This window comes from Tardiphaga sp. 839_C3_N1_4 (assembly GCF_051811045.1).
Lineage (GTDB): Bacteria > Pseudomonadota > Alphaproteobacteria > Rhizobiales > Xanthobacteraceae > Tardiphaga.
Genome location: NZ_JBPWQD010000001.1, coordinates 3,279,868 through 3,295,839, shown reverse-complemented (window position 1 = coordinate 3,295,839; position 15,972 = coordinate 3,279,868). Strand labels below are relative to the sequence as shown.

Here is a 15,972-nt window from a genome sequence, read left to right as displayed (position 1 = left end):
CCTCTTGGCGGTCGCGAACCTCAGCCATTCCGATTGGAATGGCGGGGAAACCCGATGTGTTCATACTATACCGAGATTCCCCGCCACTCCCATTGGAGTGGCTGAGGTTTGCATTCTCAGCTTCGCTGAGAAAGCGCCCCGGAATGACAGTGTGGGGCCGGGCGCGCATGCGCTTTGCGCGCCGCCGCGTGCGTCACCCCACCGCCGGCTTCGGCAGCGATGCCGGGTCCAGCCACGGACGCGCGGATGACGCGAGGCCGGTGAGGCGACCCTGAATGTAGTCGCAGCCCCAGTCGCGCAGCAGCAGGCCGGACTCCTCGTCCTGCACCCATTCGGCGACGGTCTTGATGCCGAGCCGGTGGCACAGATCGATCAGGGTCTGCACGAATGCGCGGTCGTCGGCGGAATGCGCGATGTTCTGCACGAAGGCGCCGTCGATCTTGACGATGTCCACGCCGAGCTTGCGCAAATTGCGGAACGAGGTGTAGCCGGCGCCGAAATCGTCGATGGCGATGCGGCTGCCGAAATTCTTCAGCCGCGTGACGAAGCCGCGGACGTCGTCGATGTCCTGGATGGCCACGGTCTCGGTGATCTCGACGATCAGCCGCTGCGCGACGCCGGGATGCGCACGCATCATCGACTCGATGGAGGTCCACCAGTCCGGATCCATCGTCGTGTCCGGCGAGATGTTCAGCGAGAGCTGCACATCCGGCGCGGCGGCCAGCTCGGCGACGACAAGTTCGAGCACGCGGTGATCGACAAGCCGGATCAGCCCGAGCTTCTCGGCGACCGGGACGATGTCCGGCGCCAGCAGCAACTGCCCGTCATCCTGCTTCATGCGCACCAGCGCCTCATAGAAAGCGGGGGTACGGCTGTCGGCATGCATCACGGGTTCGAAGGCTGTGACGATGCGGCGCTCGTTCAGCGCAGTCACGATCTCGTCGGTGACGCGGATATTGACGCGGCGCTGCGCATCGCGCTCCACATTCGGTCGCCACAGGGCAAAGCTGCCGTGGCGGCGGCGCTTGGCGCCGTTCAGGGTTTCCTGCGCGCGGTTGACGGCTTCGTTGACGTTCTGCGCATAGCGGGGAACGCTGACGGCGCCGATGGTGGCGGTCACCGAGACCGGGCCGGACTGCGTCGGGATGACGTCGTCGCGGATGCCGACCAGAAAGCGCTCGGCGGCGATCGTGGCATCGTCAACAGTGCAGTTCTTCAGGATCAGGCCGAACTTGTTGCCGGAGAAGCGGCCCATCACGTCGCCGCCGCGTAGCCGCGCGCGAATCCGCCTGGCGATCTCGATGATCACTTCATCCGCGATATCGAAGCCGAAGGCGTCGTTGATCCGGGCCAGATGATCGATGCCGATCAGCATGAAGGCAAAGGACGAGCGGAAGCGGGTGGCTTCCTCGATGGCTTCGGCGAGTGACGCCAGAAGATGCGCACGATTGAGTTCGCCGGTGACGGGATCGTGCTGCGCCAGTTTCAGCAGTTGCTCGTCGCGGGCATGGCGTTCGCTGTTGATGCGGACGACGCCCTCGACGCGTACGGCCTTACCCGCGGCGTCGGCGCGGCAATTGCCGCTCTCCTCGATCCACAGCACGGCGGCAGCGGTCGAGGCGCGTAGTCCGTATTCGATCCGGTAGGTGCCGCCGCCGGAAGCGAGTGCCTTGGCCAGTGCCTCGGTGCGAATGCCGCGCTGCGGCTCAATGAGAGTCGCCAGCTCGGCGCCGCTGGCGATGGTCGCGGTGGAAATGTCGGTGAAGATGGCGGCGGCCTGGTCGGTCCAGGTGATCCGGTCGCTGGCGATGTCCCAGATGAAGGCGGCCTGGCCGAGCGCGGCCAGAATCTCTGCTGCCTGCGGCTCGGAAACGCGACCTGCCTGCGAGGAAGAATCGGCGCTCTGGGAAACAGCGGATGTCAAAGTCGCCTCGTTTTGGGACGCCGTCGGGTGATTCGCCCCCCGACAATACGGCTCAGATCGCCACAATCGTTAGTCAAAGTTCCTAAAGACTTAAGAAAGTGTAGCCGGGCAGGCCTTCGCAGACCTGATCAGGCCCGGATTTACGTTGTGGAGAGCCGCGGCACGACCCTTGCGACGCAGAGGGTGGAGGGGCAACCCTCGTCCCGAATTGAGACGCGAGCACTGTTAACGATGTCGATTTCCGCGACCCGAGCTTACGCCACGACGCCGCATCCGATGCGGCGCGCGGGCGATTTCGTGGTCGAAAAAGAGTCGGTCATCGTGGAGGCTGTCGCGCTGACGCGGCTTGAGCCGGTTCAACCCAGCGCGCCGGTGTCGTCGCGCGTAGCACGGCCCGATGCATCCTTCATTGCGCATCTGATTGCGACAGCCGAGCAGGCGCCGCAAACCCGCGAACTACGTCGTGCAGCTGTCGCCGATGTCGAGGCGGCTTATCGGGCGATGGCAAATATGTATGTTGCGGGATCGGCGAGCGATCGGACGCAGCGAGTGATCTGAAACTCAGCTCTTCGGCTTGTTGTCAGGCGATGCCACGCCACCCGGCTGCAAATCCGGTGACGTGATCTGCGGCGACGTATGCGCGACGACTTCCGGCGGGACCGGGGTCGCTTCAAGCTTCGGCTCGATCCGTTCGAGCTTCTCGATCTTGGGCTCCGGACGATCGGTTAGCACCGCTTCGGCGACCGACGTCGCGGCCGGAACGGGAGCAGGAGTCGGCGCGACCGGTGCCGGCTCGTAGCGCGGGGCTGGCTCGGCGCGCACTGGCTCCGGTGCATAGACCGGCGCGGCGACGCGGCGCGGACGCCGGGCGCGGAGCGAGATGCCGGCGAGGAAATCCACCATCGCCGTCAGGGTGATCAGGAAGAAGGTCGCATTGCCGAATTTCGGCAGCATCACGAATTCGGCAGCAGCAGCGCCGAACACCAGCAGCGACAGGAAATGGTCGGTGAAATATTTCGGCGCCGGGCGCGCGGCGCGCATCACTTCGAGCCACAGCAAGAGAATGCTGAGCGCAACGAGCAGGTCGTTGAGCGTCACCATCCAGATGTCCTTGGACATCAGCGTGATCGGGAAGAGGGGGATTGGGCCCGACAGCGCGAGGTCGGGCATCAGGAAGGCGATGATGTTGCAGATCGCCACCGGAATCAGCAGCAGCGGGAAACCGATCGACGCCATCGAAGGCCTTCTTTGCGAGCGAGAGAACCAGAACGTATGTGGGCGATGCAGGACATCACCAAGGTGACGCGCGCGCATCACCGGGACAACGCATTAGCTCCAGAGTTGGAGCGAATTCGGGCGGAAGACCAGTTCAGAATTGTTGTCTGAACAGCTTTCTCGACTTGCCCGCTGGCGCTTCGACCCGCCTGACCCAGACCTTACGTGGACGAGCGAAGGCGGCGCCACCTGATGTGGCGCTGCCCTCCATCCAGTGGTCAGGATTCTTTCTTCACCTTCAGAACCTGACGACCCTTGTACATGCCGGTCTTCAGGTCGAGGTGGTGCGGACGGCGCAGTTCGCCGGAGTCCTTGTCCTCGACATAGGTCGGGGTCTTGAGCGCGTCAGCCGAACGACGCATGCCACGCCGCGACGGCGATGTTTTTCTTCTCGGAACGGCCATAGGAAAGATCCTTGATTCTTTGGCAGATGGTTTCGATCGGCGCCCGGTGACAGGCGGCCAGCACGGATCGCGCGGGCAAAATCGCTGATAAGGGCCGGCTTATAACGGAATGACGACGACATGGCTAGGGCGGGCGTCCGAGAATTTTAGGGCGAATACGCGGGAAACCTGCCCCATTTCGTCATTCCGGGTTCGTTCGCGGCTGGCGCCGCGCCCGCCCCGGAATGACGAGCCTAGCTGCCCCAGCACCGCTGCAACTCCGCGGCCTGCGCCCGGGCCATATAGGTTGCCGCAAGCCGCCGCACCCCCGGTCCAGGTGTCCGGGCGCTGCGGGTGACCGGATTGGGCAGGATCGCCGCCAGAAGCGCGGCTTCCCGGGCCGACAGGCTCGAGGCCGGGCGATTGAAGGCATATTCGGCGCTGGCCTGGGCGCCAAACTGCCCGGATGGGCCCATTTCGGCGATATTCAGGTAGATTTCCAGGATCCGCTGCTTGGACAGGACCAGATCGACCCACATGGCCAGCGGGATTTCGAGGCCCTTGCGGATCACGCTGCGGCCCGACCACAGGAACAGGTTTTTCGCCACCTGCTGAGTGATGGTGGAACCGCCGCCGGAAACTTCGCCGTCCTGGGCGTCCTCGATGGCGTTTTGCAGGGAATCCCAGTCGATGCCGCGATGGCTGCAGAATCTGGCGTCTTCGGACGCGACCACGCTGCGCGGCAGGGCCGGCGACATGGTCTTGAGATCGACCCAGGTCCGCTGCACGGGGGAACCGGTGATCCAGCGCCAGGCCATCAGCGCCGAAATCGGCCGGCCGACGGCATAAAGCGGCGTCAGCAGATAGGGCAGCGCAAGGAGCAGGATTCCGATCAGGATGAGGCGGCGGATGAGGCGCAAGAGGAGCGTTCCTGGTCGGAGCTATGCCGCTGATAAAGCGGGCTTTCCCCGCTCTTTTCAAGCCGGTTAAGCTTGCCGCGACCAATCGCGGCGGGACGCCGCAGGCGCAATTGACGTGGCCTTTGCCATAGAGGATTGTCCGGCCAAATTGTTCTGGAGCTATTCTTAATGTCGACCGGTGCTTCCACCAAAGATTTTGCCTCGCGCCTGGACCAGACCGCGGACGATACCGAAGCCGTACTGACCAAAGTGCTCGCCGATGGCGTGCTACCCGATGAAATCGCCCGGCCGAAGCGGCTGATGGATGCGATGCGTTACTCCTCGCTCGGCGGCGGCAAGCGGCTGCGTCCGTTCCTGGTGGTCGAGAGCGCGGCGGTATTCGGCGTGCATCGCGAGCAGGCGCTGCTGGTTGGCGCCGCCCTCGAATGCATCCACTGCTATTCGCTGATCCATGACGACCTGCCGGCGATGGACAATAGTGACCTGCGCCGCGGACGTCCGACCCTGCACAAGGCCACCGACGACGCCACCGCAATCCTCGCCGGTGATGCGCTGCTGACGCTGGCCTTCGACATTGTCACCCGCGATGAAATCCATTCGGATGCGACGGTGCGCCTGCTGCTGACCCGAGCCCTCGCGCGCTGCGCCGGTCTCGGTGGCATGGTCGGCGGCCAGATGCTCGATCTCGCCGGCGAAGGTCGCTTCGGGGACAAAGGTCCGGTGGACGTTGCGCGTGTTCAGCAGATGAAGACCGGTGCGCTGCTGCGTTACGGCGTCATCGCCGGCGCGCTGCTCGGCCAGGCCACGCAGAAGGAATACAAGGCGCTCGACGATTACGGCCGCGCGCTCGGCGAAGCCTTCCAGATTGCCGACGATCTGCTGGATGTCGAAGGCGACGCCGCGGCGCTCGGCAAGCCCGCCGGTGCCGATGCTGCGCTCAACAAGACGACGTTCGTCACCCAGCTCGGCGTCGAGGGTGCCAAGAAGCGTGTCGCCGATCTGATCGCCACCGCCGACGCATCGCTGTCGATCTTCGGCGCCAAGGGCGACGTGCTCCGCGCCGCCGCGCGCTTCGTGGCCGAGCGCAAGAACTAAGGAAGATCTGATCATGTCGGAGGCGGGCAAGGATCTCGACGAGCTCCTTGTCCGTTTTCGCAAGATGCCGGCGCCGATCCGCGTCGTTTACGGTCGCCCGCGCACATTCCTTGCGCTCCTGATCGGCATTGTCGCGTTCTTCGTGCTGCCATCGTCGATGCGGCTGGTGACCCGTCTCCTGATCGGCTGGGACGTGTTCATCGCGTTCTATCTCATGCTGGTCTACGGCATGATGTTGCGCAGTGGCGGCCAGAAACACATCCGCCGCAACGCCGCCCTGCAGGACGATGGCAGTTTCATCATCCTGCTGGTGGCAGCCTTAGGCGCCTTCGCCAGCATCGCGGCCATCGTGTTCGAACTTGGCGAGGGCCATCGCACGGCGTGGGAATTGACGCTGGCGATCGTCACCATCGCCTCGTCCTGGGCCGCCGTACACACGACCTTCTCGCTGCATTATGCCCATCAGTTCTATCGCGGCGCTAAACCCGGCGGGTTGGCATTTCCGTCTGGCGATGACGACACGAAGGAACAGCCCGACTATTGGGACTTCGTGTATTTCTCCTTCGTCATCGGCATGACCGCGCAGGTGTCTGATGTCGGCATCACCGTGAAGTCCATCCGCCGTACCGCTACGGCCCACGGCATCGTCTCCTTCATCTTCAACACGGCGCTGGTCGCGCTGATGGTCAATATCGCGGCAAGCGCGATCTGATACTTCAGCACGCGCCCGCATTGACCTTGTCGCCGTGCCGGGCAAATTAGGCGTGTAGAGGATATCGCCCGCGTGGAAACCAAATTTCCGATCTTTCTGGTTCTGATCGCTGCGCTCGCAGGCACGGCATGGCTGGCCAAGCGCATCAGCATCGCCCCGGCGATCCTGCTGCTGCTGGCCGGCATCGCGCTGGCCTTCGTGCCGGGCATGCCCGCGCTCGAACTGCCGCCCGAAGTGGTGCTGCTCGGCGTGCTGCCGCCGCTGATCTATTCGGCCAGCGTCGCCATGAGCTGGCGCGAATTCCGCGCCAATCTGCGCATCATCACGCTGCTTGCGGTCGGCTGCGTGATCTTTACCGCGTGCCTCGTCGCCACCGCCACGCATTATCTGATAGGCCTGCCGTGGTCGGTCGGCTTCCTGCTCGGCGCCATCGTCGCGCCGCCGGACGTGGTCGCGCCGCTGGCGATTGCGCGAAAGATCGGTCTGCCGCGCAGAATTCTGGTCGTTCTGGAAGGCGAGGGTCTCGCTAATGATGCGACGACGCTGATCCTGTATCGCTTCGCGGTGGTGGCGATCACCACCGGGGCATTCTCGCTGCCAAAGGCGGCCGGTACCTTCGTCGCCATCCTCGCCTGCGAGCTCGTCTTCGGCCTCGCCATCGGCTGGCTCAGCCTGCGCATGCGTCACCGCGCGCGCGATCCGCAGGTCGAAATCACGCTGTCGCTGCTGACGCCCTATGTTGCCTATCTGATCCCCGAACATTTCGGCGGCTCCGGCATCATCGCCACCGTAGCCTGCGGTCTCTACATCTCATGGAACGGCCCGCTGCTGATCTCGGCGGCGACGCGTCTGCAGGGCATCTTCTTCTGGGATTTGGTCATCTATCTGGTCGAAGGCCTGCTGTTCCTGCTGACCGGCTTTCAGATGCGGGCGCTGATCGAGAAATCGAAAGCCTTCCCGTTTGCTGACATCATGCTGGCCACGGCGTTGGTCACCGTCGTGATCATCGTGGCGCGGTTCGTCTGGGTCTATGCGGCGATTTATGTGCCACGTTGGCTCAGCGCGGACCTGCGCAAACGCGATCCGGCGCCGAACTGGCAATGGACCTTTGTCGTCGCCTTCACCGGTGTGCGCGGCGCGGTGTCGCTCGCCGCGGCGCTGGCGCTGCCGTTCACGTTGGTCTCAAACGACGTTTTTCCGTCGCGCGACCTGATCCTGTTCGTCTCGTTCAACATCATTCTCATCACGCTGGTGGGATTCGGCCTGTGCCTGCCCATCGTGGTGAAGTGGCTCGGCGTGACCAAAATCGGCCGCGAGGAATATATCGCCGAGCACGAGGCTGAACTCGCGACGCGCCGCGAGGCGCTGGCGGCAGCCCTGGCGCGGCTCGATGCCATGACCGACGATCGTGAGCTGTCCGACGAAGTCGTGAAGCTGCTGCGCGCGCGCCATGAGAACCGCTCGAACCAGCTGCCGGGCGAGCTCGATCCCGACGTCGACGTCTCGGCGGTCGGTATCGATCTTGTGCGCGAACTCATCAAGGCCGAGCGCAAATTCATTCATGCGCAACTCCGCGACGGCAAGATCACCGACGAAAGCCGAAGGAGAATCGAGCGCGATCTGGATCTGGAAGAAGCGGGGCTGACCAATCGCGAGTTTCGGCGGATTCCGCTGTAGCGTCGCTCAGCGGATGCGCTCGGTGAAGACCGGCTCGAAGAAGCGCCACCCGTCGTAATAGGCATCGGGAAGCCTGTAGGGCTGGCAGTTCTCGAGCGCACGCATGCAACTCATCTGATACGCCTTGCTATAGGGTGTGGTCGAGGTGATCGATATCGGGCGCGCCTCATCGATCATGCCATCGCGATTCAGCTTGATCACAAAGATCGCCTCGATCGGCTCCTTGCCGCCGCCACCGGGCTTTTTCCAGCATCGCTCCACCTGGGCTTTGAAGAGTGGTCTCCAGTGAGCTGCAGCGTTACCGGTCCGCTTCGGCACCTGAGGGGGCGCTGCCGGCGGCGTCTGCTGTGATGGCGCGATGTCAGGCCGCGTGAAGCGGCCGGGCAGGCCAACCATCTGAGCGTTGCAAGAGGCTGAGGAGACAAGAATGAAAAAGGCGCCGGCGACCGTAGCGTTCGGCCCGGGTGCCAATCCGAATAAGCGATTGCCGAGACGCAAGACTGCCTCTTCGCGTGCTGTATCCTAAAATAAAACTATAGATTGAAATTATCGCCATGGCAGCAAAAATGTGCTAAACATAATCGATGACCCGTCAGGATATCGAACTCATCCTTGAACAAGTCGCCACCTGGCCGGAAGAGGCGCAGGAAGAGTTTTTGACGTCGTTCAATGAGATCGAGGCAAAGCACGTCGGTGTCTACCAATTGGATGACGAAGAGCGGGCTGCCGTGCTCCGCGGTCTTGCTGAAATGCGAGCTGGCCAGTTGGCTAGCGAAGAAGAAGTTGCTGCTCTCTTCAATCGCTTTCGCTGATGAAAGTCAGGTGGTCTAAGACCGCCGTGATCGAACTCGAAGAGATTTTCCTTTATATATCCGAGCGCAATGAGGCGGCTGCACGCGCAATTGTGGCTCGTATCGAGCGAGTTTGCACACAACTCGAACAATTCCCGTTCACAGGTGTGGCTACGAGCGAAGACGAGACCCGTATGCTGCCGATCGTGCGCTATCCGTTTTCGATCTTCTATGCAGTTGACGAAGGCTTGGATGAAGTCGTGATCCTTCATGTCCGTCATACGGCACGAAAAAAGCCGGCGACGGATGACCCGGTCGCCGGCTGATTTTGGAGTAGCTGCTTGAATTACTCCGCCGCGCTCACGACTTCCGGCGCCTTGGCGTTGGCGCCGTAGCGCTGGTCGATATAGTCGATCACCAGGGCCTTGAAGTCGGCAGCGATGCTCGGGCCGCGCAGGGTGCGGAATTTCTCGCCGTCGACAAACACTGGTGCGGCCGGGCTTTCGCCTGTGCCGGGCAGCGAGATGCCGATATTGGCGTGCTTGGATTCGCCGGGGCCGTTGACGATGCAGCCCATGACCGCGACGTTGAGGTTCTCGACGCCGGGATACTGCGTCTTCCAGCCTGGCATCGAGTCGCGGATGAAATCTTGGATCGAACGCGCCAGTTCCTGGAACGTGGTCGACGTGGTGCGGCCGCAACCCGGGCACGCTGCGACCAGCGGCACGAAGGTGCGGAAACCCATGGTCTGCAGCAGTTCCTGCGCAACCTGAACTTCCACCGTGCGATCACCGCCGGGCTCCGGCGTCAACGAAATGCGGATGGTGTCGCCGATGCCTTGCTGCAGCAGGATGCCGAGCGCGGCCGAGGAGGCGACGATGCCCTTCGAGCCCATGCCGGCTTCGGTCAGGCCGAGATGGATCGCGTAATCGGAGCGTGAGGCCAGGGTCTGATACACCGCGATGAGATCCTGCACCGCCGAGACCTTGGCGGAAAGGATCATCTTGTTCTTCGGCATGCCGAGTTCTTCGGCGCGCGCTGCCGAGAGCAATGCCGACTGCACCATCGCTTCACGCGTCACCGCGCGAACGTCCTTCGGATTCGCGGACAGCGCGTTCTCGTCCATCAGCTTGGTGAGCAGTTCCTGATCGAGCGAACCCCAGTTCGCGCCGATGCGGACGGCCTTGTTGTTCTTGTTCGCGATCTCGATGATGTCGGCGAACTGGCTGTCACGCTTGCTCTTGAAGCCGACATTGCCGGGATTGATGCGGTATTTGTCGAGCGCCGCGGCGCAGGCCGGATATTCGGCGAGCAGCTTGTGGCCGATATAGTGGAAGTCGCCGACCAGCGGCGTGGTGATGCCCTGTTTGTCGAGCGCTTCGCGGATATGCGGAACGGCGGCTGCGGCCTCGTCGCGGTCGACGGTGATGCGGACCATTTCCGAGCCCGCGCGCGACAGCGCTGCGACCTGATCGATGGTGCCCTGGATGTCGGCCGTGTCGGTGTTGGTCATCGACTGCACGACGATCGGTGCACCGCCGCCAACAGCGACGTTGCCAACCATGACCTGTGTGGTGAGGTGCCGGGGCGCCGGACCGGCGATATCAGACGGAATTTCAATCTTGTTCATGGGGTCTCGAATATCAGATTTAGATGACATCCAGCAATGCGTTAGTGGCCTAGGCCCTGACCGGTCGGTTAACGAGGACCAGCCCGGCGACGACCAATAGCGCAGCGAGGCCGAAGGCGGGGGTCAGGTGGTCGCCCATGATGAGATAGCCTGCCGCGACGCCAAACAAAGGGGTGATGAAGGTAAAAGCCGACAATTTGCTGGCGGAATAGGTCTTGATCAGCCCGAACCAGAGCAAAAACGTGAAGCCGACCACCCAAAACGCCTGAAATGAGAGCAGGGACAGCGCCAGCGGACCGGGAACCCGGGTCACGGTCTCGCCCGCTAGCAGCGCCGCCAGGCCCAGAATCGGGACAGACAGCCCGACCTGGTATCCCAATGCCTTTTCAGGCGCGACGTAGAGCAACGGGGTCGTTTTGACCACCAGCGTGGTCGCGGCCCATAGCCCCGCACCGGCGACGATCATCAGATCCCCGATCAGCACATCGGCGGTAACGTCGGGCTGCGGGACGCCGATCGCCACGGCGACACCGGCAAAACTCACCGCGAGTCCGGCCCATTGCACCGGGCGCAGGCGTTCGCCCAGGAACTGATAGGAGCCGAAGGCCACGAAGAACGGCATCGTGTAGAGGAAAACCGCGGCGCGCGAAGCCGTCGTGAATTGCAGGCCGTGAAAGATCAGCACGAATTCGATGCCGAACAGCACGCCGGCAAACAGGCCGGCCTTCAGCGTGCCGTCGCGTTCGAACAGCTTGACGCCGCGCATGCGCGCAATGGCCAGGATGACCAGCAGCGCGCCGGCCGAGCGCAGCATCGCCTGCGTGTAGGGCGGGATATCGTGCAGCACCAGTTTGATGGCGATCTGGTTGAAGCCCCAGGTCAGGCACAGCATCAGCACGAGGGCGATGGCGCCGGCGGTGAGTGCGCGTCCGCCGGGTGGGCTGATGATGGTTTCTGCAGACATGAAGCCTCGGGCCCGGCTTGTCGCCGTGTTGTTATGGGATCGTCACGCCTGACAGTGCGCGCAGGTTCCGGTGATTTCGACAACAGACAGTTTCGGGACGAAGCCAGTCGTCCGTGCGGCATCATTGAGGCTCTGCGCGACCTTCGTTGCGGGCACTTCGCCGACCGACCCGCACTGGTCGCAGATCAGAAACGCGACCATCGAGGCGGTGCCGTGGTCGTGCGCGCAGGCCAGGAAGGCGTTGCGGCTCTCGATGCGGTGAACGAGGCCGTTCTCCATCAGGAAATCGAGTGCGCGATACACGGTGATGGGTGCCGGACGCGAGGTGGTCTTGGCAAGCTCATCGATGATCTCGTAGGCCCCAAGCGGCCGATGGCTTGCGAGCAGCGCTTCAAGCACCTGCCGGCGGATCGGGGTCAGCTTTTGCGACCGGGCCGCACAGACATGCTCGGCATGATGCATCGCGTCCGCCGCACAGCGGTCGTGATCGTGGCCAGGAGCCGGGAAAGTTGGTTTCGGAACTGCCATATGGAGGTAGCTTAACCCGTTGGGTGTGATTGTGCCCGTCTTTTTGGCGGTGGGGCCCAGTCTTACACCGAATCCAGCCCCGCCAAATGACGAGCGTTCCCTGCAGATGGGGGGACAGCCGGGCGATTGCAAAGGTTGAGTGGGCGATACCGGGCCGGATCAGGTGGAGCTTTTGCGCTCCCGGCGCAGATCCGATGGCGAGGTGGCATATCGGCGCCGGAATGTCCGGTTGAAATACGACAAATCGTTGAAGCCGGCCTCGTCGGCGATCTTCCCGATCCGCTCATCGGCCCGCAATGGGTCGAGTAGTAGTGCATGAGCAAGAGCCAAACGCCGTTCGAGCAAATATTCCGACAGACTGAGGCCGTGTTCGCGAAACAGCTTGCGGACGTAATCCGGTGAGATTTTCTGAGCCGCCGCCAGCGTTTCGGCCGAGAGATCGTGATTTCCGAGGCTTGCTTCGATGGCTGCCTTGATCGCCTGCAAGCGCAGCATGCGGGTGCTGGAAGGTGGAGATGTCTCGGAGCGGTTCTCGCAACCGATTGTCAGAAGTGCGATCAGGCTACACAGATCGGCCACGACATGGTGCTGAAGATGGGTGGGGGCGGACCCGTCGAGGTCGATTGCTTCCTGACAATGCGCCATCAACAGCCGCAACGTCTGAGCCTCCAGAAGGACAGGTCGCATGAGACAGGCGCCGAGATTCGGCACCTTGATCGACAGCGCAGCACGGTCGATCTGAACGATCAGATGCTGCGTCTCACAAGATGATGTATGCCAGCCGGCGTCCCTGGTTGTCATCAAGACCGCATGGTCCTGCTCGATGATTTTTTCGTGGCCATGCTGCGATGCGCGAGCGCGACCTTTCAGAACGACTGCAAACACGACATCGTCGGGGGACGACGCAGTCGGAGCATCCGACATGCGATCGTTCGCCGGAAATCCCGTGCCGATAAAAACAATCGCGCCGGGCAACCTGTGCAACGCAGCATCGGTTGAAAACGGGGTGTCCGTCGGAAGAGGGGACTCGACGTTGAATGTCAGGCGCCCGAATTGGAGCTGCGGTGTCGGCAGATTTTCGGAAGCAGCCGCGATTGATGAATCGGGCGTTTCTGGACCGGGCCCTGAAGTCACGAGGATCAGTCCTGCAAGCATTGAACTATATCTTGGTCGGGGCAGTACCGGATCACGTTCATACTGATCGCCGCTAGCGCGCTTTCGGCCATTTCTGTCTTTGATAGTTCGCGATGCGCCATGTGGCCTGAACGCAACAAGCAGAACGAATTGCGCGCCAGTCTCGCCCAGTCCTGCCGCGTCGCGCCCGTTCCAAGTCGCTGATGTCTCATTCAACTACACATCATCGAAGCAGAGCCTTCGGCCTGCCTTCGTTGATCTGTTGTTGAGGAGACTGATGGTGAAACGCACCGTATTGGCCGCTGCAGGCCTCGCCATCATGGCGTTTTCGTCGACCGCTGGCGCTGCGGATCTGTCGCCCCGCATGTACGCCAAGGCGCCGGTTCTGGTGGATCCCGGCATCAACTGGACCGGATTCTATGTCGGCCTCAACGGCGGTTACAGCTGGGGCAAGGGCGACGCTACTTTCCTGCCAGGCACCGCCTTTGCGTCGCCGGTCAAACAGGACGTCAACGGCGGCCTCGGCGGCGGCCAGATCGGCTACAACTGGCAGCTCGATCGCACATGGGTCGTCGGTCTCGAAGCCGATATCCAGGGGACCGGTGAACGTGGCACCGCGAACTCTCCAGTGAGTTCGCTGCGGACCACCTTGCCCGGCGGTGACTTCAATCTGTTGACGCAGACATCGGCCAACAGCTCGTGGAGCTTCCCGTGGTTTGCGACCTTCCGCGGCCGCGTCGGCCTGCTGGCAACGCCGGATCTGCTGCTCTACGGCACCGGCGGTCTCGCTGTTGGCGAGGTCAAGTATTCGACCCAGACGACAGTAACGGGTCAGATCTTCGGGCCGGGCTCTGCTGGCACGACACCGGCCAGTGCCGCCGTGACGATTCCCGGCACGCCGCTGTCGGAATCGCAGACCCGTGTCGGCTGGACCCTGGGCGCCGGTCTGGAAAAGAAGTTCGGCACCAACTGGTCCGCCAAGCTCGAATATCTCTATCTCGATCTGGGCTCGGCGACCTATTTCGGAGGGACGGCCAACCAGACCTCGGTCGGCTTCCATGACCACGTCTTCCGCGCCGGCATCAATTACGCCTTCAGCCCCGCGGTCGTGGCCAAATACTGATCCTTTCGATCCTCCTGACGACCTCAAGCCCGGCCTCGTGCCGGGCTTTTTGCTGTGTCGCCCATGTTGGGGAGGCCCGGGAGACCTAGCCATGCGCCAGTCGCGGGGCTGTGTCGTATCGTCCACCGATGCGTTATTCATAAGCTTGCTTATAATAAGCTAAGTTTACGGAGGCCTCCATGTCCTGCCAGCCTGACACCGGCACCGATTTCCTGTCCGCTTTGTTCGAGACCCAGCGCATGTTGCGGCTGCTGGCCGACAAGGAAGCGCGCCAGTTCGGCATGACCCGCGCCCAATGGGCGGTGCTCGCCAAGGTCGAGCGCAATGAGGGGCAAAAACAGACCGATCTCGCCGACGCCATGGAAATGGCGCCGATCAGCCTGACGCGGCTGATCGACAAGCTCTGCGACAGCGGTCTGATCGAACGCCGGAATGACGACACCGACCGCCGGATCAAGCGCCTCTATCTCACCGAGGCCGCGCGCCCGCTGACGGCAAAGCTGGCGGTGCTGCGCGGCAACCTGATGCAGGTCGCGTTCGACGGCGTGAGCGAGGCCGACATGCACCAGCTGGTCGCGCATCTCGAAACCATCAAAGACAATATCCGCGCTGCGCTGAACCCCGCAGCCACAAAGACCAAGGAACACGTCTATGGCTGAGCCCGTGCTGAAATTTCCCGACAAGGATGCGCCCGAAGGCGGATCCGATGGCGCCGCGACCACGCAGCGTCAGGGCGCGAAAGGTTTCCTGAAGCGCTATCGGCGAACGTTGCTGCTGGTCGTACTGCCGGCCATCGTTCTTGTTGGCGGCGTCGCCTTCTATCTGTCGGGCGGTCGCTATGTCGGCACTGATGATGCCTATGTCGGTGCGCAGAAGGTGCTGATCACGCCGGACATCTCCGGCAAAGTCGACAAGGTCGTGGTGCGCGAAGGCCAGCACGTGAGGGAAGGCGACGTGCTGTTCGAGATTGACCCGGTGCCGTTCCGGCTGGCGCTCGACGATGCCAGGGCCAAGCTGGCGCAGGCGAAGACCACCTATGACAACCTCGTCAGCAACGTGAAGATCTATGGCCAGATGCAGGATCTGGCGCAGCAGGGCGTCGACTTCAAGCAGCGCGATGTCGAACGCAAGTCGACTCTGGTCAAGAGCAACTTCGGCTCGCAGCTCGATCTCGATAATGCGGCGACCGCGGCGGTGACCGCGAAGGCGCAGCTCGAACTCCTGAGGCAGCAGCTCGCGACCTCGATGAACCAGTTGCTCGGCAATCCCGACTTGCCACTGGCCCAGTTCCCGCCCTACGCGCAGGCGCAGTCGGCGCTCGATCAGGCGCAGCGCAATCTCGACCACACCGTGCTGAAGGCGCCGATCTCCGGTGTCGCGACGCAGGTCGATAACATCCAGCTCGGCCGCTTCGCGATGGCCGGCACGCCGATCCTGACGGTGATCGACGACAACAGGCCATGGGTCGATGCCAATCTGAAGGAATCCGATTTCACTTACATCGCTGTTGGCCAGACCGTGGAGATCGACGTCGATGCGTTTCCGAACCATGCCTTCAAGGGCACCGTCGGTTCGCTGAGCCCCGGCACCGGCGCGCAATTCGCGATCCTGCCGCCGCAAAACGCCACCGGCAATTTCGTCAAGGTGGTGCAGCGCGTGCCGGTGCGGATCTATCTCGATTACAACGATCCGTTCGTGAAGCGACTGAAGGCCGGCATGAGCACCTACACGACCATCGATACCAAGCATCATCGCTCGCTGGCCGGCCTGCTCGGCCTCTCTTCGGCGAAGGCTGCACAGGACTAATCCGATGAGC

General features: G+C 62.7%; 18 protein-coding genes. 9 read left to right on the top strand and 9 right to left on the bottom strand.

The window, feature by feature from the left end:
- Positions 1-193 precede the first annotated feature (193 nt).
- On the bottom strand, positions 194-1,924 hold the full coding sequence (locus tag AB8A38_RS15830; RefSeq protein ID WP_439086597.1) for an EAL domain-containing protein: 1,731 nt from the start codon (positions 1,922-1,924) through the stop codon (positions 194-196).
- Positions 1,925-2,155: 231 nt separating this feature from the next.
- Here AB8A38_RS15830 and AB8A38_RS15825 point away from each other — a divergent pair, with 231 nt between their 5' ends.
- A complete protein-coding gene (locus AB8A38_RS15825; RefSeq protein WP_439086596.1) occupies positions 2,156-2,482 on the top strand; it encodes a hypothetical protein in 327 nt (108 codons plus the stop codon).
- Between the two features lie 3 nt (positions 2,483-2,485).
- On the opposite strand, the gene AB8A38_RS15820 is transcribed toward AB8A38_RS15825, so the two are convergent.
- The 3 genes from AB8A38_RS15820 to mtgA form a co-directional block, all read right to left on the bottom strand.
- Positions 2,486-3,160, bottom strand: coding sequence for a hypothetical protein (locus AB8A38_RS15820; RefSeq protein WP_439086595.1), 675 nt, complete (start codon positions 3,158-3,160; stop codon positions 2,486-2,488).
- A 257-nt stretch (positions 3,161-3,417) separates the two neighbouring features.
- Complete coding sequence (gene rpmF / locus AB8A38_RS15815; RefSeq protein ID WP_068732923.1) at positions 3,418-3,603, bottom strand: 50S ribosomal protein L32; 186 nt, start codon at positions 3,601-3,603, stop codon at positions 3,418-3,420.
- 233 nt (positions 3,604-3,836) lie between these two features.
- Positions 3,837-4,502: a monofunctional biosynthetic peptidoglycan transglycosylase gene (gene mtgA, locus AB8A38_RS15810; protein ID WP_439086594.1), complete on the bottom strand. Its 666-nt coding sequence runs from the start codon at positions 4,500-4,502 to the stop codon at positions 3,837-3,839.
- A 168-nt stretch (positions 4,503-4,670) separates the two neighbouring features.
- Here mtgA and AB8A38_RS15805 point away from each other — a divergent pair, with 168 nt between their 5' ends.
- The 3 genes from AB8A38_RS15805 (at position 4,671) to AB8A38_RS15795 (ending at position 7,986) form a co-directional block, all read left to right on the top strand.
- On the top strand, positions 4,671-5,597 hold the full coding sequence (locus AB8A38_RS15805) for a polyprenyl synthetase family protein (RefSeq protein ID WP_089262697.1): 927 nt from the start codon (positions 4,671-4,673) through the stop codon (positions 5,595-5,597).
- Positions 5,598-5,610: 13 nt separating this feature from the next.
- Positions 5,611-6,309: a DUF1345 domain-containing protein gene (locus AB8A38_RS15800; RefSeq protein ID WP_315840482.1), complete on the top strand. Its 699-nt coding sequence runs from the start codon at positions 5,611-5,613 to the stop codon at positions 6,307-6,309.
- A 72-nt stretch (positions 6,310-6,381) separates the two neighbouring features.
- Positions 6,382-7,986, top strand: coding sequence for a Na+/H+ antiporter (locus AB8A38_RS15795; RefSeq protein ID WP_439086593.1), 1,605 nt, complete (start codon positions 6,382-6,384; stop codon positions 7,984-7,986).
- A 6-nt stretch (positions 7,987-7,992) separates the two neighbouring features.
- Here the strand turns inward: AB8A38_RS15795 and AB8A38_RS15790 are convergent, their stop codons facing one another.
- Positions 7,993-8,382, bottom strand: a complete 390-nt coding sequence (locus AB8A38_RS15790) for a hypothetical protein (RefSeq protein WP_439086592.1) — start codon at positions 8,380-8,382, stop codon at positions 7,993-7,995.
- 188 nt (positions 8,383-8,570) lie between these two features.
- Between AB8A38_RS15790 and AB8A38_RS15785 the strand changes: the two genes are divergently transcribed.
- Positions 8,571-8,798, top strand: a complete 228-nt coding sequence (locus AB8A38_RS15785; protein ID WP_315840485.1) for a hypothetical protein — start codon at positions 8,571-8,573, stop codon at positions 8,796-8,798.
- Positions 8,798-9,103, top strand: a complete 306-nt coding sequence (locus AB8A38_RS15780; protein WP_439086591.1) for a type II toxin-antitoxin system RelE/ParE family toxin — start codon at positions 8,798-8,800, stop codon at positions 9,101-9,103. Before AB8A38_RS15785 ends, AB8A38_RS15780 begins: the two co-directional genes overlap by 1 nt.
- A gap of 20 nt (positions 9,104-9,123) precedes the next feature.
- On the opposite strand, the gene ispG is transcribed toward AB8A38_RS15780, so the two are convergent.
- From ispG to AB8A38_RS15760, 4 genes are all read right to left on the bottom strand, one after another.
- Positions 9,124-10,407: a flavodoxin-dependent (E)-4-hydroxy-3-methylbut-2-enyl-diphosphate synthase gene (gene ispG, locus AB8A38_RS15775; protein WP_315840487.1), complete on the bottom strand. Its 1,284-nt coding sequence runs from the start codon at positions 10,405-10,407 to the stop codon at positions 9,124-9,126.
- A gap of 49 nt (positions 10,408-10,456) precedes the next feature.
- Positions 10,457-11,371, bottom strand: coding sequence for a DMT family transporter (locus tag AB8A38_RS15770; protein ID WP_093759721.1), 915 nt, complete (start codon positions 11,369-11,371; stop codon positions 10,457-10,459).
- Between the two features lie 42 nt (positions 11,372-11,413).
- The gene (locus tag AB8A38_RS15765; RefSeq protein WP_439086590.1) at positions 11,414-11,899 is read right to left on the bottom strand and encodes a Fur family transcriptional regulator; all 486 of its coding nucleotides are present in this window, start codon (positions 11,897-11,899) and stop codon (positions 11,414-11,416) included.
- Between the two features lie 159 nt (positions 11,900-12,058).
- On the bottom strand, positions 12,059-13,054 hold the full coding sequence (locus AB8A38_RS15760; protein ID WP_439086589.1) for a helix-turn-helix transcriptional regulator: 996 nt from the start codon (positions 13,052-13,054) through the stop codon (positions 12,059-12,061).
- Positions 13,055-13,310: 256 nt separating this feature from the next.
- Between AB8A38_RS15760 and AB8A38_RS15755 the strand changes: the two genes are divergently transcribed.
- The 3 genes from AB8A38_RS15755 (at position 13,311) to AB8A38_RS15745 (ending at position 15,962) form a co-directional block, all read left to right on the top strand.
- Positions 13,311-14,156 carry an outer membrane protein gene (locus AB8A38_RS15755; RefSeq protein ID WP_439086588.1) on the top strand — a complete coding sequence of 282 codons (846 nt, stop codon included), beginning with the start codon at positions 13,311-13,313 and terminating at the stop codon, positions 14,154-14,156.
- Between the two features lie 179 nt (positions 14,157-14,335).
- Positions 14,336-14,815 (top strand): MarR family winged helix-turn-helix transcriptional regulator, encoded by a 480-nt coding sequence (locus AB8A38_RS15750; RefSeq protein ID WP_439086586.1) that lies wholly within the window; start codon positions 14,336-14,338, stop codon positions 14,813-14,815.
- Positions 14,808-15,962: an HlyD family secretion protein gene (locus AB8A38_RS15745; protein ID WP_439086585.1), complete on the top strand. Its 1,155-nt coding sequence runs from the start codon at positions 14,808-14,810 to the stop codon at positions 15,960-15,962. Before AB8A38_RS15750 ends, AB8A38_RS15745 begins: the two co-directional genes overlap by 8 nt.
- Positions 15,963-15,972: the final 10 nt, after the last annotated feature.